Below are 19,630 nucleotides of genomic sequence, written 5' to 3'. Positions count from 1 at the left end.
CCACGGCGCAGATGCGCCGTGGCTGGATGCCGGATCAAGTCCGGCATGACGAAGGAACAAGTGGCGAAACGCCGCTACCCTCTACGCCGCGAAATCTCCTGCCGCTCAGGCGTTACCGCCCTTCAGCAGACGCGACTTCTGCCGGTTCCAGTCACGTTCCTTTTCCGTCTCGCGCTTGTCGTGCAGCTTCTTGCCCTTGGCGAGCGCCAGTTCCAGCTTCGCACGGCCCTTTTCGTTGAAATAGACCTTCAGCGGCACCAGCGTCATGCCATCGCGGTTGATGCCGGCGCGCAGGCGGCTGATTTCGCGTTTGCTCAAAAGCAGCTTGCGACGGCGGCGCGGCTCGTGGTTGAACCGGTTGGCCTGCAGATATTCCGGCAGGTGGGAATTGATGAGCCAGATTTCATCGCCCTCGTCCGAGGCGTAGGATTCGGCGATGTTCGCCTTGCCTTCGCGCAAAGACTTGACCTCGGTGCCGGTCAGCACCAGCCCTGCCTCATAGGTGTCGATGATTTCGTAGTTGAACCGGGCCTTGCGATTTTCCGCAACGATCTTGTTCACCACGCGCTGGCTGCCTTTGGGGGCCATGATATTTCAATCCCTTGTTTTTCTTATTGCGCCTGCGACCTGTCGGTCGAAGCGGTTTTCGAGCCTCTATTTAGTATCGTCGTCGCAAAAAGAAAAGGCGCGCGGAACCGCTTCTGTCGCGAAGCGGGCCCATTGCGCGCCTTTAAGGCTTTCAGGCGTCTCTTAGTTCATCAGGCCGGCATGCTTCAGCGCCGCGTCGATGGCTGCTTCGGTTGCCGGTTCCAGCGTGCTCATCAACGGCGAGCGGACCCGGCGATTGCCGGCGCGCGTCTTCGAAAGCGCATATTTGGTGCCGCAGACGCCGGGCTCCATGAAGATGGCCTTGTGCAGCGGCATCAGGCGATCCTGATATTCCAGGGCCTTGGCGTAATCGCCGGCAAGCATTGCCGCCTGGAACTCCGAACAGAGACGTGGAGCGACATTGGCGGTGACCGAAATACAGCCGACGCCGCCATGGGCGTTGAAACCGAGCGCCGTGCCGTCTTCGCCCGACAGCTGGATAAAATCCTTGCCGCAGGAAATGCGCTGTTCGGAGACGCGGTCAAGCTTGCCCGTCGCATCCTTGACGCCGACAATGTTCTTGTGCGCCTTGACCAGCGCGCCCATGGTTTCCGGCGACATATCCACCACCGAGCGCGGCGGGATATTGTAGATGACGATCGGCAGCTTCACCGCTTCGGCGACAGCGGCAAAATGGGCGAACAGGCCCTTCTGTGTCGGCTTGTTATAATAGGGGGTGACCACCAGCAGCGCATCCGCACCAGCTTCCTGCGCGTGCAGGGCAAGCTCGATCGCCTCATCGGTATTGTTGGAGCCAGCGCCCGCAATGACCGGAACCCGTTTCGCCGCTACCTCAATGCACAGCTCGACCACACGTTTGTGCTCGTCGTGGGACAGGGTTGGAGATTCCCCCGTCGTGCCAACAGGCACAAGTCCGTTGCTGCCTTCGGCGATCTGCCATTCCACATGGGCGGCAAACGCCTGTTCGTCCACGGCGCCATTGTCCGTGAACGGGGTAATGAGGGCGGGAATTGATCCCTTGAACATGCAAAGCTCCTGGCGCCGAGCCGGTTCATGCTTCGGCCGCATTCGATGGTTAAAACCGGCACACATTAGTGCCAGCCCTTGGCGCCGACAAGCGCAAAGGAAGCCTATTTTGTCCGAAATTGTCGGAAGTGTGACACTCTGCGAGCGTCACACGGCAGCTGAAAAAACGAGGCGATGGAAATAGGCGCCGCTCGCAGGCCGGTGAATAAAAGTTGATAGGATTGCGCAGCCGCAGGTAAGGTTTCGTTAACCTCACTCTCCGTAGATTTGAGGGTGGGATTTCGGACCAGAACCACAGGCGCTTCCCGCAATCCCGCTGCAATGAATTGACAATACAAGAAGGTCGATTGTTTCCGTCCGGTAATGAAGAGCGGTATGAAAAAGACAGTTTGGGCATTGATGGCGGCAGGTCTTGCCGCGACCGTGTGGAACGCACTGGCCGGCCCCGTGCCGGAAGGTGCGGTGCCGCTTCCCTATGTGAAGCCGAATGCGCCGACCGTTCCCGCCTTCATGCCCGCCTCCCCCGAAATCACCGGCGCGATACCACGCCTCAACCGGCCTGATGACGCGGGCCAGATGAAAGCGGGCCTCGACGCCCTTTCCAGCCGCGATGCCGCGCGCGCCATTGCGCTGCGCAACGCCATGCCGACGGGAAGCCTCGACCGGCACATTCTTTCCTGGGCGATTGCCGTTTCCGGTCAGAAGGACGTGCCTTCCGCCGAGATCGCCGCAGCCCAGCGTGAATTGACCGGCTGGCCGGGCGCGGCAACCTTGCGCGCCAATTCAGAAAAAGCGCTTTACCGTGAAGATCCGCCCGCGTCCCAGGTGCTAGCCGCTTTCGGCAGCAGCCGGCCGGAAACCGCCGAAGGCACCGTGGTACTCGCCAAGGCCCTCTCTTCTTCCGGCAAGGGCGCGGAAGCGCAGAGCCTCATTCGCCAGCTGTGGGTCAGCGAAGGCATGGACAAGGACATGGAAGACCGTGTTCTTGCCGAATTCCCCAGCTATCTGACGCCCGCCGACCACAAGGCGCGCATGGACTATCTGATGTATCGCAGCCGCATCGGCCAGGCCAAGCGCTTTGGCGATCTGGGCAAGGCGCAGTCGCTTTACAGTGCATGGGCGGCCGTGTTGCAGCGATCCGCCAATGCGGGCGCGCTCCTGGGCAAGGTCGACGCGACATGGCGCAACGACACGGCCTTTCTCTTCGCCCGCGTTGAAAATCTGCGCAACCAGCAGAAATATCCGGAAGCAGCGGTCCTCTTGCGGCAGGCGCCAAAGGAAGCGGGCAAGCTCGTCAATCCCGGAGAATGGTGGAATGAGCGGCGCATTATCGCCCGCGGCCTTGCCGATCTCGGCGATTTTGCCGAGGCCTACCGCATTGTCGCCAATCATTCGGCCACCTCCGCCGTCGATATTGCCGATGCGGAATTCCATGCCGGCTGGTACGCGCTTCGGGCGCTGCGCGACCCCGCGGCGGCTTCCCGCCACTTCAATACGCTTTTGCAGACCTCGAACCGGCCGCTTTCGGCTTCGCGCGCCTATTACTGGCTCGGGCGGACAGCGGAAGCGGGTGGGCCGGGCAATGCCCGCGACTTCTTTACCAGGGCTGCGGCCCATCCAGGCACCTTTTACGGCCAGCTTGCCGCAGCACGGATCGGCACAAAGACGCTGAACGTCACCTATCCCAGCCCAAGCGGTGGTGATCGGGAGCGTTTTGCCGGCAGAGAGGCCGTGCGCGCCATCGACCGGCTGGAGGCCGCGGGCTATGGCTGGCGGGCCGACAGCCTTTACCGGTCGCTGGCCGATCAGCTCGACAGCCCCGGCGAACTTGCCATTCTGGCCGCAAGGGCGGAAAACAACGGTAACCATCAGGTCTCGCTGCAGATCGGCAAGACGGCTTTCAGCCGCGGCATCGATGCGGCCGCCCTCGCCTATCCGCTCGGCGTCATTCCAGCCAGCGCCAATATTGCCGGCTCCGGCAAGGCACTTGCCTATGCCATCGCCCGTCAGGAGAGCGCCTTCAACCCGGCCGCGGTCTCCGCCGCCAATGCCCGCGGGTTGCTGCAATTGTTGCCGGGAACCGCAAAGGGCGTGGCCGGACGCCATGGCCTGCCCTATACGCAGGCGATGCTGACGAGCGACGCGGGATATAACGCCACACTTGGTGCTCACTATCTTGGCGAGCAGATCGACAGTTTCGGCGGTTCCTATATCCTCACCTTCATCGCCTATAATGCCGGCCCGAAGCGCGTGCCGGAATGGATCGCCCGTTACGGCGACCCGCGCGGCAAGCCCATCGACGAGGTGGTCGACTGGATCGAACGCATCCCCTTCCCCGAAACGCGCAATTATGTGCAGCGCGTGATGGAGAATTATCAGGTCTACAAGTCACGGCTGGGACAACAGGCCGATATTGTCGATGATCTGCGCCATGGGCGGTCGGGGTAAGGGTCAGGTTCGTCGGCCGAGCACCGTGAGACCATCGAAGCACCGGCTGGCCCGGTGCTTTTTTTGTTTCCCCATCCAAGCCACGCGGTTTTCCGCTTCGGCAGATATTCAAACGAAAAAGCCCGGCTCGAGAGCCGGGCTTTCCATCACTGACAATGTCAGATCAGATTAGAACGTGCGCTGAAGGCGAACGAAGCCGGTGACTTCATCGTCACGACCATCTTCGTCGTAGTAGTTGGCGGTGATCTTGGTAGCGAGACCTTCAGTGATCTTGTAGTCAACCGTCAGACCAGCAGTCCAGGCGTCACGGTCGCCAGTGAAGTCGCCGTCAACAGGGTTGACGTCCAGCTTGCTGAGGTACTCGAAGCCGGGGGTAAGCGTCAGACGATCCGTAGCCTTGATCGCGTACTCAACGGCAACAGCCCATTCAGACTTTGCGTAGTAAGCGTTGTCGCCCGAAGCCCATACACCAGCAAGACCGAAGGTGCCCGGACCAATGTCAGCGAACAGGATGTGCGGATAGCAACGTTTTCTGCATCGAAGTCGTAGCTGGCGATCAGGTTGGCGGTAACTGCGCCGAACTTGCCGCCGATGCCGACGTTGTTGTCCGGACCGTACTGGTACTGACCGTACGAACCTTCAAGCTCGTCAACCGAGAGAGCAGCCTGGAAAGAACCAGCGTCGTAGGTGTACTTGATCGAGTTGAACAGGGTGTTCGTGGACAGAATGTCGGTTTCGCCATTCAGATCGTCGTCCCACCAGCTGTAGAACTTACCGACCTTCAGGCCGCCGAGTTCGATGAAGGCCTGGTCAACGAAAACGCTGGAACCAGAAGCAGTGCCGTTGTCGGCATTGCCACGGAAGCCGATGAAGCCACGCAGAGCACCGAGTTCGGTGTCGGTGCGGGTGTCAACTTCGAACTGGGCGCGCGTGAACGAGTTCCAGTCAGACGTACCCTTGGCGTCACGGCCAAAGTTGGTCTGGAAACGGATGTAACCGCCGAACTTCAGGCAGGTTTCGGTGCCGGGGATGTAGAAGAAGCCGGTGCCGAAAGCGTCGCAAACGCGAACGTATTCAAGGGGCTCAGGCTCGGCAGCGACGATAGCGTCAGCGGCCTGTGCGCCGGATACTGCTGCGAGAGCCGCAGCGGAGCCGATGAGAAGGCTCTTGATGTTCATGGTTGACCTCCAGTCAAACGCCAATTTTCTAAGCAGCGGGTGGGAAAGCACTAACGAATGCGTGCCGCTTATGGAGGTGATTAGAGCCAAAACCTGGCGGACAGGCAATCGCAATCATGACGAAAGGAAGACAGTAAGGTGTCCTTAGTTTTTCATTGTTGCGAAATAGCTACAATTCTAACCGACCCCGGCGCACTTCTTAACAAATCGTTAATTTTTGATTTATTTCAAGCACTTGCGGAAAGTGGAAAATCTTTCTCATGAGTCAAATCCGTCGCAAAAACAAAATACCGACGCAATCAAGCCATGTGAGATTGTCCAAAAAGCGATTTGCGGCTCTCTAGAATTCACAGGCAGCGTTCAGAATCGGCTCGTTGTCTCACCTTCATACATTTCCGGAGGCAGAGGATCCCGAACGAATCAACAACCGCAATTGCCGTCAAGGCCAGTCATCCGCTGCGACGCCGGGTCGAAACATCAAAGCCAATCGGCACCCGGCCACTGGCGTGGCGATGATCCCCGCACCTCTTGCCGGAAAGGCGTTACAGAAACGAAAAAGCCCGGCTCGAGAGCCGGGCTTTCCATCACTGACAATGTCAGATCAGATTAGAACGAACGCTGAAGGCGAACGAAACCCTTAACCTGGTCGTCACGGTTGTCGATGTCAACGTAGTTAACAGCGATCTTCGTGGAGAGGCCCTGCGTGATCTTGTAGTCGAGCGTTAGACCAGCTGTCCAGCCGTCGTCGTTCGAGAAGTCATCCCAGGAAACCAGGCCGTAGTTGCCGTAGTACTGAACGCCGGGGGTGATCGTCAGCTTGTCGGTTGCCTTGATGGCGTATTCCGCAGCAACTGCCCACTCGGAGACGTTGTAGTAAGCGTTTGCGCCGGAAGCCCAAACACCAGCCAGGCCAAGCGTGCCCGGACCAACGTCAGCCGTTGCGATCAGGCGTACAGAGCCGTTTTCGCGGTCGGTGTCGTAGCCACCGATGAGCTGGAAGGAAGCAGCGCCGAGCTTGGCGCCAACGCCGAGAGCAACACCAACGTTGTTGTCGGTTTCGTTAAACGGACCAACAGTGATGCCTTCGAGTTCGTCAACCGAAACGCCTGCCCAGAACGAGCCAGCATCGTAGGTGTAACGAATGGAGTTGAACAGAGCGTTGGAAGACAGCTCGTCCGTTTCGCCAGAAAGGCTATCGTCCCACCAGCTGTAGAACTTACCGACCTTCAGGCCGCCGAGTTCGATGAAGGCCTGGTCAACGAAAACGCTGGAACCAGAAGCAGAACCGTTGTCGGCATTGCCACGGAAGCCGATGAAGCCACGCAGAGCACCGAGTTCGGTGTCGGTGCGGGTGTCAACTTCGAACTGAGCGCGCGTGAACGAGTTCCAGTCAGACGTACCCTTGGCATCGCGGCCAATGTTGGTCTGGAAACGAACGTAACCGCCGAACTTCAGGCAGGTTTCGGTGCCGGGGATGTAGAAGAAGCCGGTGCCGAAAGCGTCGCAAACGCGAACGTATTCAAGGGGCTCAGGCTCAGCAGCGACGATAGCGTCAGCGGCCTGTGCGCCGGATACTGCTGCGAGAGCCGCAGCGGAGCCGATCAGAAGGCTCTTGATGTTCATGGTTGACCTCCAGTCAAAGTTTTTAAAAGGGTCTGGGTACTTTCGCTGAAGGACAGCATTCCCTGCCCCATTCCCGTGTTCTTAGAAGCCAAACGATCCACCGCCTCGCTTCTGGTCGTGAAAATACAAAAGGTTTCGCGGCTTGCAATCGCCAACATCCGATAAACCGCATTTACGTATATGCTTCATTTCGGTTTGTTGCGGAAACAACACACAGTGCGCCACCAAAGGATAAGCGGCTTTACGATGCGTTAAGAAGTTCCTTGAAAATCCGTTAGTTAGCGCAGTTAACAAGGTCTTTCTAAACTACACGCCTTTTCGGCGATCCGTTGCTGCGCCGGCCAGTAATGATGGAAATATTTGCCTGTTCTCGGCCCGGCCCTTGGCATGATGTCGCAGCGTGTATCGGGAAACACATGCCGTCTGCCACCGATTCACCGGATAACGATTCGGCAGACCTGCTTCGACAGACACTTTGACTGATGATTTGCATATAAGGGGTATCGTCGTTTCGGCCACATGACATTTCATGAGCAGCGACTATGAGTCGGCTTGAGACGATTTTTTCGGGGAGAGTTACGCCATGCGCTGAAGTGGCGGAGAGGATGGGATTCGAACCCACGATACGCTTTTGACGTATACTCCCTTAGCAGGGGAGCGCCTTCGACCACTCGGCCACCTCTCCGGTGCGGCCTGATTATTGCGTAAAAAAAATGAATGCAAGGCTTTTTCGCCAAGAAGCCGAAAAACCTGTTGGACGGAGGGCGGTCGGTCAAACTTTACGGGAGAATTGGGGAACTTCTTTAAGGCCGACACGTTCTCGCTTCGGTAACAAAAGAGGTGTTCTAATGGCTCAGACCAAACTGAATGTTGTCGAAGACACGATCGAAAATCAGATTGCGGAGTTGCGCACGCAAATCGCGTCTCTCTCCAAATCCGTTTCCGCCCGCGCGGAAGGCGTTGGTGAAGACGCATCGGAATTTCTGGATGAGGCGCGTGGCCGCGTTCGCAAGGCGGCGAGCAATGTCCGCGCCCAGGGCCAGAATGTGGTGGAGGCGGTCAAGGAAAATCCGGGCACCGCAACCTCGCTGCTGACGATCGTCGGCGCACTCGGTTTCGCGATCGGTTATGCGGTCGGCGCCGGCACGCAGCAGAGCTCGTCGAATAGCAGCCTTTATCGCTGGCGCTAATCGACTGCGTGACAATACAAAATTCAGGCGAGGCGGGATTTATTCCGCCTTGCCTGTTCGTATTGGTTTGAAGACATGAAGAATGGGGGCAAAAATGCAGTTTAGCGATGATCTTGAAGAGGCATTGTCGGATTTTGCGAGAGATCACGGCATCGACAGGGATGAGGCGATCCAGCGCATCGTCCGCGCCGCCCTCATCAACAGCGGTTATCTCGCCTCCGGCGAAGAGGGCATTCCGCCGGAAAAGCTGAATGCCAGCAACGACGATTGAGCTTTAATATCCGGATTTCGCCGCAGGTGCTGCCCCGCCTTTGTAGCGGCTGGAAAGCGAGCGCAGCGTGTTGGCAAATTCCGTGACATCGGCACCGACAGCCACAAAAGACGCGCCGAGTTCGAGATAACGGCGATTGAAGGTCTCGTTGAAGGTGAGAATGCCGGCGGCCTTGCCGGCCGCGACGATCTTGACGATTGCCGCCTCGATGACCGCCTGCACTTCCGGCTCATCCAGCTTGCCGAGATAACCCATATCCGCCGCGAGATCCGCCGGGCCGATAAAGACGCCGTCCACACCCTCCACCGCGAGAATATTGTCGAGATCGTTGATCGCGGCGCGCGTTTCGGCCTGCACCAGAAGACAGACACTGTCGGAGGCGCTGTCGGCATAATCGGTAATGGTATTGAAAGCGGAGGCGCGGGCAACGGCAGCCCCCATGCCGCGAATGCCGCGCGGCGGATAATGCATGGCGCTCACCAGCGCTTCCGCCTGCGCCGCCGAATCGACCATGGGAACGAGCAGCGTGCGGGCGCCCGCATCCAGGAGCTGCTTGATCATCCAGCTTTCGCCGACCGGCACGCGCACCACCGGCTCGGCGGGCGACGTGGCAAGGGCGCGCAGCTGGTCGATGATGCTGCGCAGATCGTTCGGCCCGTGCTCGCCGTCAATCACCAGCCAGTCGAACCCCGCCGTTCCGGCGATTTCCGCCGTGATGGCCTCACCCATGTCGAGCCAGAGGCCAATCTGCGGCCTGCCGGCGTGGATGGCGGTTTTGAAGCGGTTTTCTGGAGCGGGCATGATATCCTCAGGAGAGCAGTAATTTCAGATCGGCGGAGGGGTCCGCCAGAATGGCGCGGTCCGGTTCAGCGCCGGTATCGAGCAATTTCTTGCCGGCAACATAGGCCTTGGCGTCATTGACGGCATCGACGGCCACGAAGCGGCCATCGCGGAAATACCAGACAGACCAGCTGCCTTCGCGTGCGCCCGGCCGCAGCACCGTCTCGTCGTAACCGAGGTTGAAACCGGCAATCTGCAGCTTCACCTCGTATTGATCCGACCAGAACCACGGCTTGGCGTCATAGGCGATTTCTGTGCCGGCCAGCACATGAGCGGCGGCCTCAGCCTGATCGACCGCGTTCTGGACCGATTCGATTCGCACATGCTGGCCGCGCCAGGGCAGCAAGGCACAATCGCCCACCGCATGAATATCGCTGTCCGAACTGCGGGTATATTCGTCCACCACTATGCCATTGCCGACATCGAGGCCCGATTCGCGCGCAAGGCGGTCGTTCGGCGTCACGCCGATACCGACGATGACGAAATCCACGTCAAGCGTCGAACCATCCGAAAGCTCTGCAGCGGCAACCCGGCCATCCATGCCGACAAGGCGCACAAGGCCGGTCTTTTCGCGGATCGCGACGCCATTTGCCTGATGAATGCCGCGCATGATGTCGGCCGTTTCTTTCGCCGCCACGCGCTGGAGAATACGGTCAGCCATTTCGATCAGCGTCACATCGAGGCCGAGCTTGCGGGCGACGGCCGCCGCCTCCAGACCGATATAACCACCGCCGATGACCAGCAGCCGGCGGCCGGGCTTCATCTCCGCCATCAGCCGGTCGGCATCGCGCTTGTCGCGAACGGTCAGAACCCCTTCGAGATCGCCGCCGATGCTGGCCGGCAGCAGGCGGGGGGCGGCACCGGTCGCCAGCACCAGCCTGTCGTAGGAAAGCGTGCTGCCATCCTGCATGCGCAACGATTTGGCCGCGCGGTCGATTTCCTCCACCCAGGTGGAGAGCCGGATATCGACATTGTTTTCCGCGTACCATTCCTCCGGCCGGAACATCAGCCGGTCGAAGCTCATTTCGCCGAGAAGGTATTTTTTGGAAAGCGGCGGCCGCTGGTAAGGATAGGCATCCTCGGAACCGATGATGGTGATGGGGCGCTCATCCTTCAGCGCCCTGAGCTTTGCCGCCAGCGCGAAAGCGGCCTGCCCCGCCCCGACGATTACCAGCCTACCCGTCACATTCAACTCCCAGACACGAATCGCGACGGGCCAGTCCCACCCACTCGCGCAAAGCCATATTGCCCGATCAGGCGTAACGCCAAGTACGGCCCGCGTCAACCGCACGGCGACGCCAGCCCGGTGCAAGCATGACACATTATCAGCTCAGGCTGCGACACGCCTGCAACCAGACAAAGCCGAGCGCATTTCCCCCAAGGGAAACATCGGCTTGCGTAAGGGGCGTTGGCCCATGTCGAGACGGAAAACAGACAATTGCGCGAATTTCCTTCACGCGCTGGCAAGGAAGCCGCGTTAAAATCAGCACCAGGAAGAGGCAATCCGGGAGGTTGTCATGGCTTTGCATATGGATCCCCGTCAGAACGTCCCCCAGGACGAGAAGTACGAGAAATTTCAGATCGACCGACCCGGCAAGATCACCTTCATCGGGCACCACCTCAGTGCCAAGGACACCATGCGCTGCCTGGTGCGCACCATCTCGCTTTACGGCGCGGAACTCGAAGTCAGCCCGAATCTGGAGATGCCCGCCAATTTCTATCTGGAAATTCTCGGTATCCGCGACGAAATCGGCTGCACGCTGATCCGCCGGGAGGAAGAAAAGGTCACGATCGGCTTCAATATGCTGATCGACGCCGAATTCCTGCACCATGTGCGCAGATTGAGCTTTGAGACCAGCGCCTGAACCTGGCACGGCCTGCCGGCCGATTCGCCGGCAGGTTTTTCCGTCGGGAAGTGGCGGAGGAAAAAACTGTTCCAAAACAGTCATCCAATAACCGGGCGCGGCTTGCGTCCGGTTTTTTTGCACCTATTGTGTGCCGGGTTTTAAAACAGGTACCGGAACTCTCAGCCAATGTCCGCTTTCTCACGCCTTACGCCGCTTGCCGTCTCGCTCCCCTCAACCGTTCCTTTCGTCGGCCCTGAAGCCATCGAGCGGAACCGTGGCCTGAAGGTGGAAGCACGGATCGGCGCCAATGAAAGCGGCTTCGGCCCCGCCCCTTCCGTGCTTCTGGCCATGCGCGATGCGGCCGCCGATACCTGGATGTATAGCGATCCGGAAAATTTCGAGTTGAAGGAGGCGCTGGCCATCCACCACGGCGTTGCGCGCGGCAATATCGCCATCGGCGGCGGGGTCGATGGGTTGCTGGGTGAGATCGCCAGGCTGATCGTCGAGCCGGGAACGCCAGTGGTCACGTCGCTCGGCGGTTATCCCACCTTCAATTACCACGTGAACGGGTTTGGCGGAAAACTCGTGACCACACCCTATGTCGACGATCACGAGGATCTCGACGGGCTTCTCGATCTCGTTATCCGGGAAAATGCGCCGCTGGTCTATTTCGCCAATCCCGACAATCCGATGGGAAGCTGGTGGGAGGCAAGCGAGGTCATCGCCTTTGCCCGGGCGTTGCCGGAAACCTGCCTGCTCATTCTGGACGAAGCCTATTGCGAGACCGCACCCGCAAGCGCCGTGCCGGCCATAGACGCGCTGATCGGCCAGCCGAACATCCTGCGCATGCGGACTTTCTCGAAAGCCTATGGGCTGGCCGGCGCCCGCGTGGGTTATGCCATCGGCACGCTTGGCAATGTCGAAGCCTTCGACAAGATCCGCAATCATTTCGGCATGGCGCGTATTTCCGTCGCCGGCGCATTGGCGGCGCTGAAGGACCAGGCCTATCTGCATGAGGTTGTCGGAAAAATCTCAAACGCCCGCGAGCGTATTGTCGCGATTGCCCGCGATAACGGGTTTTCGCCGCTCCCCTCGGCCACCAATTTCGTCACCATCGATTGCCACCGCGATGGTGCTTACGCCCGCGCCATCGTCGATGGTTTGATGGAGCATGGCGTTTTCATCCGCATGCCGGGCATCGCCCCGCTCAATCGCTGCATTCGTGTGAGTGTGGGACCGGATGACAAGCTCGATCTCTTTGAGCAGGCGCTGCCGAAGGTGATCAAGGCGATTGGGTGAGGCGGGCGACATCCCCTCGCTTCCGTCATTCCGGCCCTGAGCCGGAATCCAGTCGACGCGCGTCTGCGCGGCGGAGAGATTCCTTTCAGCCCAAAGACTTGGGCTGGCTGGATTCCGGCTCAAGGCCGGAATGACGGGAGAGAAGTGTTTTGGACTCAAACAACCAAGCGGACTGCCGTACCGGCTCCAACTAATTGCCATATGCTGCGAATGCGATTCAAAATCCGCCCGCAAGCCCCTGCCCGCGAATCATTTTCCAGCAAAAGACATCGCCAAACATAAGAAAACCGCGCCGGCCTTGTTCCTGCCGGTCGCGGTTTGATGTGTCAGCGCAAAAGCTTCTGTTCAGAAGCCCTCGCCGCATTCCCCTTCGGGTTTACTTTCGTTTGCACCGGTCATCGGGACTGGAGGGAACCGGACCGGAAATTCTATCGCGGATGCGGATGCGTCAGTGCATCGTCATCCAGTCGCGGGCGGCACGCAGCGCTTCGGCCAGTTCCGCCTTGGTCATGTTGCGGGCAAGATCGGCACGCAGCGAAGCGGCTCTTTCCGATCCGCGGATCGCGGCGATGTTGAGCCATTTGTGGGCCGCAACCAGATCCACCTTGCATCCCCGCCCGGTCGCATAGACCAGGCCGAGATTGCAAAGGGTGTCGGCGCGGGTTTCGCCACCGGCAACTGCCATTTCGATATCGCGAATTTCAAAGCGTGCCATCGTTTTAATCCCTGTCTTCTCGCCTGTTTCATCAAGTGCCTTCTTGCCGAGGCTACCGTTCGAACCTGCCGTCTTATGCGGCTTTTTTGTCCTTCCGGCCGGCAGGTTTTCCCTGCGCTTTTGATGAGTTGAATATGCCATGAGGCCTTCAACGGGCGCTTAAAAGGCATGATTAATGTGACGCAAACAAACTGCAAACGATTGGTAAAATTGGTTTTTTGTTAAATATCGCAAGGTGCGGAAATTAAGGACTTTGCGGCGAATTTTACGAAAACTTCAGAATTGGATTTCAACCCTTCATTCACCACGATCAAAACAACGATTTTTGGATTTCCCGCTTTTCCGCTCCTTCAGCGGGTGAAGAGGCCCCATAAAGACCGCAAATTTCTGTTTCCTTTTACGTGAACGTAAAATAACATCCGCCTGCCTGTCATGAGGATGAAACAGGCAAAGGACAAAGCAGGCGTAGCGAGCAATCGTTGCGCCGCCGGGCGGCTGTGCATCATGGATGGCGCATGGCATGCCAAAGGGTTTGGATCTGCGCATTGGTCCCTGACACGGTTCAGGGAGGCGGCGCGAATTTCGGGAGGAGTTTTTATGAAGCGTGTGATGATGATTGCCGCCGCCCTGATGATGGGTGGCAACCTTGCCTTTGCGGCCGAGCCCATTGAAGGCAACTGGAAGACGGCAAGCGGCGAGACAGCCGCAATCGGTCCCTGCGGCGCGGCTTTTTGTGTGACGCTGAAGACCGGTAAACATGCCGGAAAACAGATCGGCAAGCTTTCCGGCAAGGGAAACAGCTATGCCGGTGACATTACCGACCCGGCCAATGACAAGACCTATAGCGGCTCCGGCACCGTTTCCGGCAATTCGCTGAGCATGAAGGGTTGCGTTCTGAAGATACTGTGCAAGTCGCAGACCTGGACGCGGCTGTAAAATCAGGCACGGCGGGTGAGCCTTTAAAGGCTCGCCTGCCGTCGCAGGCGGATGTGGCGGGGAACGGACCTATCCGTTGATGTATCGTTGCGGTCCCGCCGAACACGATTAAGATCGACACATGCGACCCACCTTTTCCACGATCCTGATCTCGGGCACCTCACATGTCGGCAAAAGCACCCTTGCCGGTCTGTTGGGCGCAAAGCTTGGGTGCGAGGCAATATCGACCGATAGTCTCGCGCGCCACCCGGGACGGCCCTGGCCCGGCATACCGGCGCCTGTCGAGGAATATTACACACAGCTGTCAGCAGAAACGATCCATTGGTTTCTGAAGGTCCACCACCAGAATATCTGGCCGCTGATCCGCGGGCTGATCGACAGCAAAGCGCGCACCGGCAATCAAGCCGTTTTCGAGGGCGCGGCCCTGCGGCCGGAATTCGTTGCGCCCCTTCTTGGCGAGGCGACCGCCGGTGTCTTTCTCCATGCCGAGAACGACTTTCTTCTGGAGAGAATGCGCTCGCAGGCACGGTACAACGATGCGGCGAGCGGCCAGCGCCGGATCATGGATGCCTTCATCGAACGCTCGCTGCGCGAAAATGCCGAGATGATGGCATCGGCGCGGCAACTTGGCATGCCGCTTGTCGATGTTGAAAACCCCGCCGCGCTCGACAGCCTTGTCACCGAACTTGTCGAGCGCGCCAGCGCCTCTCCGGCATGATTCGATAGGCGGATGTCCACGCTCCGAAGCCATCGAAAGCTTCAATTGTCCCGCAGCGTACCCCGTTAACCTCCCTGAATGCCATATGAACCGGGGTCTCAGGGTCCGTTCAGTCCGACTATGGCAAAACTCTGTCCATCAACTCCAATAAAGGGGAATGGACATGGCAAAGCTGATCAGCCGGCTGGCAATCTTCGCGTTTCTCATGGCGATCTTCGCCATGTCCTTCGCTTCGCTCGTCGTCAATCCCAACCGCAGTTTCCAGCGGGTGAATGCCGGTGCGGCCATCGCCTGCCAGCACAGCCCGGCGCCCGCCGCCAATTGCCCCGTCGTACTTTGAGGACCGGCCGATGATCAACAGCTTTTCAAACGGCCTGTTCTCCGCTCTGCGGCTGGTGCTGATGGCATCGATCTTTCTCGGCCCGGTGGCGGGACTTGCGGTTTACAAGGCCGATCCCCGCCCGGCATCCAAGGGCGCCGGTTTCGTGCTTCTGATGAGCCTACAACGCGGCGCGCTCGGCTGAAATTCCGTCACCCCACCCTTGGCCCGGCCGTATTTTCCGTTTCTTTTCAGTTTCTTCGTATTTCTGTCGCTTGCCTGTCGAAATTGCCCTCTTATAATGGGCCATGACAATAGCAAAACCAACGATTCCGCCCCTTACCTTCGTCACTCCTGAGCCTTTCGCGCCGCAGACATTCACGGACCCGAAAGAAGCCGTGGCGGCTTTGAACGCGCTTTACGAACGCAATACGGCGTTCCTGATCAATTCCTTCACCGAACTGGCCAAGGGCGCGCCGATTGCCGGCCGCTATCGCGCCTGCTATCCGCAGGTCAGCCTTGAGACCGCGACCTTCGGCCATGTCGATTCGCGTCTCTCCTACGGCCATGTCACCGCCCCCGGCGTTTACACCACGACCATCACCCGGCCGGAGCTTTTCCGCCATTACCTCAAGGAACAGCTGGGGCTTCTGATGAAGAACCACGGCGTTCCCGTCACGGTGTCGGAATCGGCCACGCCCATTCCGCTGCATTTCGCTTTCGGCGAAGGCGCCTATGTCGAGGCGGCGGCGGCCTCCTCGCTGTCTGACGTGCCGCTGCGCGATCTGTTCGATACGCCCGATCTCAACAACACCGACGATCTCATCGCCAATGGCGAATATGATCAGGTGCCCGGCGAACCGGCACCGCTCGCGCCCTTTACCGCGCAGCGCATCGATTATTCGCTGGCCCGCCTCAGCCACTATACGGCGACCAGCGCCAGCCATTTCCAGAACTTCGTGCTGTTCACCAACTACCAGTTCTATATCGATGAATTCGCCGCATGGGCGCGTCAGTTGATGAAGAATGGCGGCGAGGGTTACACCGCCTTCGTGGAGCCCGGCAACATCGTCACCCCGGCCGGCTCCGACAAGCCGGAAACGGACGCCGTGCTGGCCCGCCTGCCGCAGATGCCCGCCTATCACCTGAAGAAAAAGGGCCATGCCGGCATTACGCTCGTCAATATTGGCGTCGGCCCTTCCAACGCCAAGACGATCACCGACCATATCGCCGTGCTGCGCCCGCATGCCTGGCTGATGGTCGGCCATTGCGCCGGACTGCGTAACAGCCAGCGACTGGGCGATTATGTTCTGGCGCATGCCTATGTGCGTGAGGACCACGTTCTCGATGACGACCTGCCGGTCTGGGTGCCGATCCCGGCGCTGGCCGAAGTGCAGCTGGCGCTGGAAGGCGCTGTCGCGGAAGTCACCGGTTACGAAGGCTTCGAGTTGAAGCGCATCATGCGCACCGGCACCGTCGCCACCATCGACAACCGCAACTGGGAACTTCGCGATCAGGCCGGCCCCGTCAAGCGCCTGTCGCAATCGCGCGCCATAGCGCTCGACATGGAATCGGCGACCATCGCCGCCAACGGCTTCCGCTTCCGCGTGCCCTACGGCACCCTGCTCTGCGTTTCCGACAAGCCGCTGCATGGCGAATTGAAGCTGCCCGGCATGGCGACGGAGTTCTACCGCACCCAGGTCGCCCAGCATCTGCAAATCGGCATTCGCGCCGTGCAGAAGCTGGCCGCCATGCCGACGGAAACGCTGCATTCGCGCAAGCTTCGAAGCTTTTACGAGACGGCGTTCCAGTAAAAACAGATATCGCAGAAAGCGTCCTTGGTGTATTGTTTCGAAAGTCGATACACCAAGGATTTTTCGATGCGTACCAACATTGAACTCGATGACGCCTTGCTCGCCGAGGCGATGGAAATCACCGGCCTTTCGACAAAAAAGGCAACGGTGGAAAAGGCGTTGCGCGATCTCGTGCGTATTCATCGTCAGATGCGTGCCCTCGATGCGTTGCAGGGCATGGGCTGGGAAGGCGATCTGGACGAAATGCGGACGGATTGGGACGCTGAGACGGACTGGGATGTGAAGAACGCCAAATGATCGTAGCAGATAGCTCTGCCTGGATTTCATTTATTCGAAAAGACGCGCCTATCCTCTCCGCCAAGTTTCGCGCCTTGATGGCGCAGGGCGAAATTCTGATCGGCGATATCATTCTTCTTGAGGTGCTTAGAGGCGCGCGTGACGGTCATCATGCGCGCCGCCTTGAGCAGATGCTGGGCGAATTTCCCTGCGTCGCGATGATGTCGCCCCAGCTCGCCATCAAGGCCGCCGCCAACTACCGCTTCCTGCGGGAGCGCGGCTATACCATCAGAAAAAGCAACGACCTCATTATCGGTACCTACTGTATCGAGCACGGGCACAAGCTGTTGCAAAACGACCGAGACTTTCAGCCGATGGCCGATCATCTCGGTCTGCGACTGGCGTGAGCCTCAAACCACCTTCACCGTCCCCTCCACGCGGATGGGAAAATTCACCGAGCGTGCGATGAAGCATTTCTCGTGTGCATCATGGTGCAGCTCATCCGCTCTGGCCGGATCGCCTTTCGAAATGGTGATGACCGGTTTCAGCACCACTTCACTGAATTGCCCCGCGCCATCCTTTTCCATCACCAGCGTGCCTTCGGCATTGTCGACATAGTCTTCAACGATGATGCCATTGACCGAGCAGAAATGCAGGTACCAGAGCTTGTGGCAGGCAGAGAGCGAGGCGACCAGCAGGTCTTCCGGGTTCCAGCGGGAGGGATCGCCGCGGAAAGCGGGGTCTGAGGAGCCGGAGATATCGGCTTTCCCTGCGGTGGAAATCGTGTAGTCGCGTTCATAATCGCGGTAGCCAGATGTGCCCTTGCCGCGATTGCCGGTCCATTTCACCTGCACGGCGTAATGATGTTCCTGTCCTGCCATTTTAGTCCTCCCTAAGAGTTTTTCGTCGCATTTTCCGGACGTAAAACCGCTACGCAGTTTTACTGGAAATGCTCCCGCGTATCGCGCAGGTGATCGAGCCCCTTGCGCAGCGTTTCTATGATCTCATCCACTTCCGAGCGGCTGATCGTCAGCGCCGGTGAGGCCAGCATGCGGTCGCCGGTGGCGCGCATCACAAGGCCGTTTGCCAGGCAATGGTTGCGCACGGCGGTTCCGATGTCGTCCGGCTTGGCGAAACGCCGGCGCGTCGCCTTGTCGGCCGTTATCTGCAGGCCGCCCATCAGGCCGACATTCACCGCCTCGCCGACCAGTTCGTGATCCGTCAGGCTTTTCCAGCCCTCGGAAAAATAAGGGCCGATATCGTCGCGCACCCGTTCCACCAGTCCCTCCTCCTCGATGATGCGGAGGTTTTCCAGAGCGGCGGCGGCGCAGACGGGATGGCCGGAATAGGTGAAGCCGTGGTTGAAGTCGCCGACTTCCGACAACATCACTTCCGCCACCCGATCCGAGACGATGACGCCGCCAATCGGCAGATAGCCTGATGACAGGCCCTTGGCGACGGGGGCGAGGTCCGGCTCCACGCCGAAATGCTGATAACCGAACCAGGAGCCGAGACGGCCGAAACCGCAGATCACCTCATCCGACACCAGCAGAATGTTGCGCGCCTTGCAGATGCGGGCGATTTCCGGCCAGTAGGTTTCCGGCGGCACTATGACACCGCCCGCACCCTGGATGGGTTCGGCTACGAAAGCGGCGACATTCTCTTCGCCAAGCTCGTCGATCTTCGCTTCCAGTTCGCGGGCGACTTTCAGGCCGAATTCCGCGGGTGAGAGATCGCCGCCCTCGGCATACCAATAGGGCTGGCCGATATGGGCCACGCCCTCAATCGGCAGGTTCCCCTGCTCATGCATCCATTTCATGCCGCCGAGTGAAGCACCCGCCACCGTCGAGCCGTGATAGCCGTTGCGGCGGGCAATCACCCTGGTCTTCGTCGGATGGCCGAGCGCCTTCCAGTAAACGCGCGCCATGCGGAACCAGGTGTCGGTGGCTTCCGAACCGGAATTGGTGAAGAACACATGGTTCATCTTCGGCCCGGCGCGCGAGGCGATCTTCTGCGCCAGAAGCGTCGCAGGCGGCGTGGTGGTGCCGAAAAACGCGTTGTAATAGGGCAGTTCGTTCATCTGGCGCTGCACGACATCGGCAATCTCGCGGCGTCCGTAACCGATATTCACGCACCAGAGGCCGGCAAAGGCGTCGAGATATTTCTTGCCGGTGCTGTCATAGATGAACACCCCTTCCGCGCGCTCGATGATGCGGGTGCCGGCGGCATTCAGCTTGCCCATGTCGGAAAAGGGGTGAAGGTGATGGGCGGCATCGATGGCGGCGAGATTGGACATCGGCTTGGAGACTTCATTCATGACAGATCGCACTCCCATAAAGGCGACGGCGCTCACGCTGCCGCGCCCGCCGAACATGGCCGGGCGGCTTCGATTTGGCAAGACTGGCGTTTTTTAGGGGCGGCCTGGACGAGCGGAGGTGGTAGGGTTTCCTCTCCCCGAGGGGGAGAAGGTGGCCCGAAGGGTCGGATGAGGGGGCAACGCCAGCGATATGCGGAGAGCTCG

20 protein-coding genes, 1 tRNA gene and 1 pseudogene are annotated in these 19,630 nt (G+C 59.3%); 12 read left to right on the top strand and 10 right to left on the bottom strand.

Features of this window, described 5'->3' with window-relative positions:
- Window positions 1-105: 105 nt before the first annotated feature.
- A complete protein-coding gene (smpB, locus tag AGR13A_RS04850) occupies window positions 106-588 on the bottom strand; it encodes an SsrA-binding protein SmpB (RefSeq protein WP_035218083.1) in 483 nt (160 codons plus the stop codon).
- 162 nt (window positions 589-750) lie between these two features.
- Window positions 751-1,635: a 4-hydroxy-tetrahydrodipicolinate synthase gene (gene dapA / locus AGR13A_RS04845; protein ID WP_035218085.1), complete on the bottom strand. Its 885-nt coding sequence runs from the start codon at window positions 1,633-1,635 to the stop codon at window positions 751-753.
- Window positions 1,636-2,010: 375 nt separating this feature from the next.
- Between dapA and AGR13A_RS04835 the strand changes: the two genes are divergently transcribed.
- A complete protein-coding gene (locus AGR13A_RS04835; RefSeq protein WP_167377410.1) occupies window positions 2,011-4,083 on the top strand; it encodes a lytic transglycosylase domain-containing protein in 2,073 nt (690 codons plus the stop codon).
- Between the two features lie 168 nt (window positions 4,084-4,251).
- Here AGR13A_RS04835 and AGR13A_RS04830 read toward each other — a convergent pair.
- The 3 genes and pseudogenes from AGR13A_RS04830 to AGR13A_RS04815 all read right to left on the bottom strand — a co-directional run bounded on the left by AGR13A_RS04830 (window position 4,252) and on the right by AGR13A_RS04815 (window position 7,569).
- Window positions 4,252-5,261: pseudogene (locus tag AGR13A_RS04830) on the bottom strand (porin).
- A 606-nt stretch (window positions 5,262-5,867) separates the two neighbouring features.
- Window positions 5,868-6,884, bottom strand: coding sequence for a porin (locus tag AGR13A_RS04825; protein WP_080833980.1), 1,017 nt, complete (start codon window positions 6,882-6,884; stop codon window positions 5,868-5,870).
- 594 nt (window positions 6,885-7,478) lie between these two features.
- Window positions 7,479-7,569, bottom strand: a tRNA-Ser gene (locus tag AGR13A_RS04815).
- A 163-nt stretch (window positions 7,570-7,732) separates the two neighbouring features.
- Between AGR13A_RS04815 and AGR13A_RS04810 the strand changes: the two genes are divergently transcribed.
- Together AGR13A_RS04810 and AGR13A_RS24860 are read left to right on the top strand one after the other, a co-directional pair.
- Window positions 7,733-8,074, top strand: coding sequence for a hypothetical protein (locus AGR13A_RS04810; protein WP_003496975.1), 342 nt, complete (start codon window positions 7,733-7,735; stop codon window positions 8,072-8,074).
- A gap of 94 nt (window positions 8,075-8,168) precedes the next feature.
- Entirely contained in the window at window positions 8,169-8,345 is a 177-nt protein-coding gene (locus tag AGR13A_RS24860) for a hypothetical protein (RefSeq protein WP_167377409.1), read from the top strand.
- 3 nt (window positions 8,346-8,348) lie between these two features.
- Here the strand turns inward: AGR13A_RS24860 and AGR13A_RS04800 are convergent, their stop codons facing one another.
- Together AGR13A_RS04800 and AGR13A_RS04795 are read right to left on the bottom strand one after the other, a co-directional pair.
- The gene (locus tag AGR13A_RS04800) at window positions 8,349-9,146 is read right to left on the bottom strand and encodes an aldolase/citrate lyase family protein (RefSeq protein WP_080833979.1); all 798 of its coding nucleotides are present in this window, start codon (window positions 9,144-9,146) and stop codon (window positions 8,349-8,351) included.
- Window positions 9,147-9,153: 7 nt separating this feature from the next.
- The gene (locus tag AGR13A_RS04795) at window positions 9,154-10,371 is read right to left on the bottom strand and encodes an NAD(P)/FAD-dependent oxidoreductase (protein ID WP_035218136.1); all 1,218 of its coding nucleotides are present in this window, start codon (window positions 10,369-10,371) and stop codon (window positions 9,154-9,156) included.
- Window positions 10,372-10,702: 331 nt separating this feature from the next.
- On the opposite strand from AGR13A_RS04795, the gene AGR13A_RS04790 reads away from it, so the two are divergent.
- Both AGR13A_RS04790 and AGR13A_RS04785 read left to right on the top strand, forming a co-directional pair.
- Window positions 10,703-11,050, top strand: a complete 348-nt coding sequence (locus tag AGR13A_RS04790; protein ID WP_035218137.1) for a hypothetical protein — start codon at window positions 10,703-10,705, stop codon at window positions 11,048-11,050.
- A 168-nt stretch (window positions 11,051-11,218) separates the two neighbouring features.
- Window positions 11,219-12,331, top strand: a complete 1,113-nt coding sequence (locus AGR13A_RS04785; protein WP_080833976.1) for a pyridoxal phosphate-dependent aminotransferase — start codon at window positions 11,219-11,221, stop codon at window positions 12,329-12,331.
- A gap of 448 nt (window positions 12,332-12,779) precedes the next feature.
- On the opposite strand, the gene AGR13A_RS04780 is transcribed toward AGR13A_RS04785, so the two are convergent.
- Window positions 12,780-13,046 (bottom strand): sel1 repeat family protein, encoded by a 267-nt coding sequence (locus AGR13A_RS04780; protein WP_003496982.1) that lies wholly within the window; start codon window positions 13,044-13,046, stop codon window positions 12,780-12,782.
- Between the two features lie 597 nt (window positions 13,047-13,643).
- On the opposite strand from AGR13A_RS04780, the gene AGR13A_RS04775 reads away from it, so the two are divergent.
- From AGR13A_RS04775 to vapC, 7 genes are all read left to right on the top strand, one after another.
- A complete protein-coding gene (locus AGR13A_RS04775) occupies window positions 13,644-13,982 on the top strand; it encodes a DUF2147 domain-containing protein (protein WP_035218140.1) in 339 nt (112 codons plus the stop codon).
- A gap of 121 nt (window positions 13,983-14,103) precedes the next feature.
- Window positions 14,104-14,700, top strand: coding sequence for a hypothetical protein (locus AGR13A_RS04770; protein ID WP_080833974.1), 597 nt, complete (start codon window positions 14,104-14,106; stop codon window positions 14,698-14,700).
- 157 nt (window positions 14,701-14,857) lie between these two features.
- Window positions 14,858-15,040, top strand: coding sequence for a hypothetical protein (locus AGR13A_RS24855; RefSeq protein WP_035218142.1), 183 nt, complete (start codon window positions 14,858-14,860; stop codon window positions 15,038-15,040).
- Between the two features lie 10 nt (window positions 15,041-15,050).
- Complete coding sequence (locus AGR13A_RS24850) at window positions 15,051-15,224, top strand: hypothetical protein (RefSeq protein WP_167377408.1); 174 nt, start codon at window positions 15,051-15,053, stop codon at window positions 15,222-15,224.
- 103 nt (window positions 15,225-15,327) lie between these two features.
- On the top strand, window positions 15,328-16,833 hold the full coding sequence (amn, locus tag AGR13A_RS04760; protein WP_035218143.1) for an AMP nucleosidase: 1,506 nt from the start codon (window positions 15,328-15,330) through the stop codon (window positions 16,831-16,833).
- A 66-nt stretch (window positions 16,834-16,899) separates the two neighbouring features.
- On the top strand, window positions 16,900-17,130 hold the full coding sequence (locus AGR13A_RS04755) for a type II toxin-antitoxin system VapB family antitoxin (RefSeq protein ID WP_080836546.1): 231 nt from the start codon (window positions 16,900-16,902) through the stop codon (window positions 17,128-17,130).
- Window positions 17,127-17,516 carry a type II toxin-antitoxin system VapC family toxin gene (gene vapC, locus AGR13A_RS04750; RefSeq protein ID WP_080833971.1) on the top strand — a complete coding sequence of 130 codons (390 nt, stop codon included), beginning with the start codon at window positions 17,127-17,129 and terminating at the stop codon, window positions 17,514-17,516. Before AGR13A_RS04755 ends, vapC begins: the two co-directional genes overlap by 4 nt.
- A 3-nt stretch (window positions 17,517-17,519) precedes the next feature.
- Here the strand turns inward: vapC and AGR13A_RS04745 are convergent, their stop codons facing one another.
- A complete protein-coding gene (locus AGR13A_RS04745) occupies window positions 17,520-17,990 on the bottom strand; it encodes an OsmC family protein (RefSeq protein ID WP_080833969.1) in 471 nt (156 codons plus the stop codon).
- Between the two features lie 59 nt (window positions 17,991-18,049).
- Window positions 18,050-19,426 (bottom strand): aspartate aminotransferase family protein, encoded by a 1,377-nt coding sequence (locus tag AGR13A_RS04740; RefSeq protein WP_167377407.1) that lies wholly within the window; start codon window positions 19,424-19,426, stop codon window positions 18,050-18,052.
- Window positions 19,427-19,630 lie beyond the last annotated feature (204 nt).

The sequence above is a fragment of the Agrobacterium genomosp. 13 str. CFBP 6927 genome (assembly GCA_900012615.1).
Classification (GTDB): Bacteria; Pseudomonadota; Alphaproteobacteria; order Rhizobiales; family Rhizobiaceae; genus Agrobacterium.
Note: the sequence above shows the minus strand (reverse complement) of the source record. Positions and strands in the feature narration are given on the sequence as shown.

Coding starts and splice junctions, on each gene's coding strand:
- smpB (WP_035218083.1), bottom strand. CDS start 588: ATGGCCCCCAAAGGCAGCCAGCGCGTGGTGAACAAGATCGTTGCGGAA.
- dapA (WP_035218085.1), bottom strand. CDS start 1,635: ATGTTCAAGGGATCAATTCCCGCCCTCATTACCCCGTTCACGGACAAT.
- AGR13A_RS04835 (WP_167377410.1), top strand. CDS start 2,011: ATGAAAAAGACAGTTTGGGCATTGATGGCGGCAGGTCTTGCCGCGACC.
- AGR13A_RS04825 (WP_080833980.1), bottom strand. CDS start 6,884: ATGAACATCAAGAGCCTTCTGATCGGCTCCGCTGCGGCTCTCGCAGCA.
- AGR13A_RS04810 (WP_003496975.1), top strand. CDS start 7,733: ATGGCTCAGACCAAACTGAATGTTGTCGAAGACACGATCGAAAATCAG.
- AGR13A_RS24860 (WP_167377409.1), top strand. CDS start 8,169: ATGCAGTTTAGCGATGATCTTGAAGAGGCATTGTCGGATTTTGCGAGA.
- AGR13A_RS04800 (WP_080833979.1), bottom strand. CDS start 9,146: ATGCCCGCTCCAGAAAACCGCTTCAAAACCGCCATCCACGCCGGCAGG.
- AGR13A_RS04790 (WP_035218137.1), top strand. CDS start 10,703: ATGGCTTTGCATATGGATCCCCGTCAGAACGTCCCCCAGGACGAGAAG.
- AGR13A_RS04785 (WP_080833976.1), top strand. CDS start 11,219: ATGTCCGCTTTCTCACGCCTTACGCCGCTTGCCGTCTCGCTCCCCTCA.
- AGR13A_RS04780 (WP_003496982.1), bottom strand. CDS start 13,046: ATGGCACGCTTTGAAATTCGCGATATCGAAATGGCAGTTGCCGGTGGC.
- AGR13A_RS04775 (WP_035218140.1), top strand. CDS start 13,644: ATGAAGCGTGTGATGATGATTGCCGCCGCCCTGATGATGGGTGGCAAC.
- AGR13A_RS04770 (WP_080833974.1), top strand. CDS start 14,104: ATGCGACCCACCTTTTCCACGATCCTGATCTCGGGCACCTCACATGTC.
- AGR13A_RS24855 (WP_035218142.1), top strand. CDS start 14,858: ATGGACATGGCAAAGCTGATCAGCCGGCTGGCAATCTTCGCGTTTCTC.
- AGR13A_RS24850 (WP_167377408.1), top strand. CDS start 15,051: ATGATCAACAGCTTTTCAAACGGCCTGTTCTCCGCTCTGCGGCTGGTG.
- amn (WP_035218143.1), top strand. CDS start 15,328: ATGACAATAGCAAAACCAACGATTCCGCCCCTTACCTTCGTCACTCCT.
- AGR13A_RS04755 (WP_080836546.1), top strand. CDS start 16,900: ATGCGTACCAACATTGAACTCGATGACGCCTTGCTCGCCGAGGCGATG.
- vapC (WP_080833971.1), top strand. CDS start 17,127: ATGATCGTAGCAGATAGCTCTGCCTGGATTTCATTTATTCGAAAAGAC.
- AGR13A_RS04745 (WP_080833969.1), bottom strand. CDS start 17,990: ATGGCAGGACAGGAACATCATTACGCCGTGCAGGTGAAATGGACCGGC.
- AGR13A_RS04740 (WP_167377407.1), bottom strand. CDS start 19,426: ATGAATGAAGTCTCCAAGCCGATGTCCAATCTCGCCGCCATCGATGCC.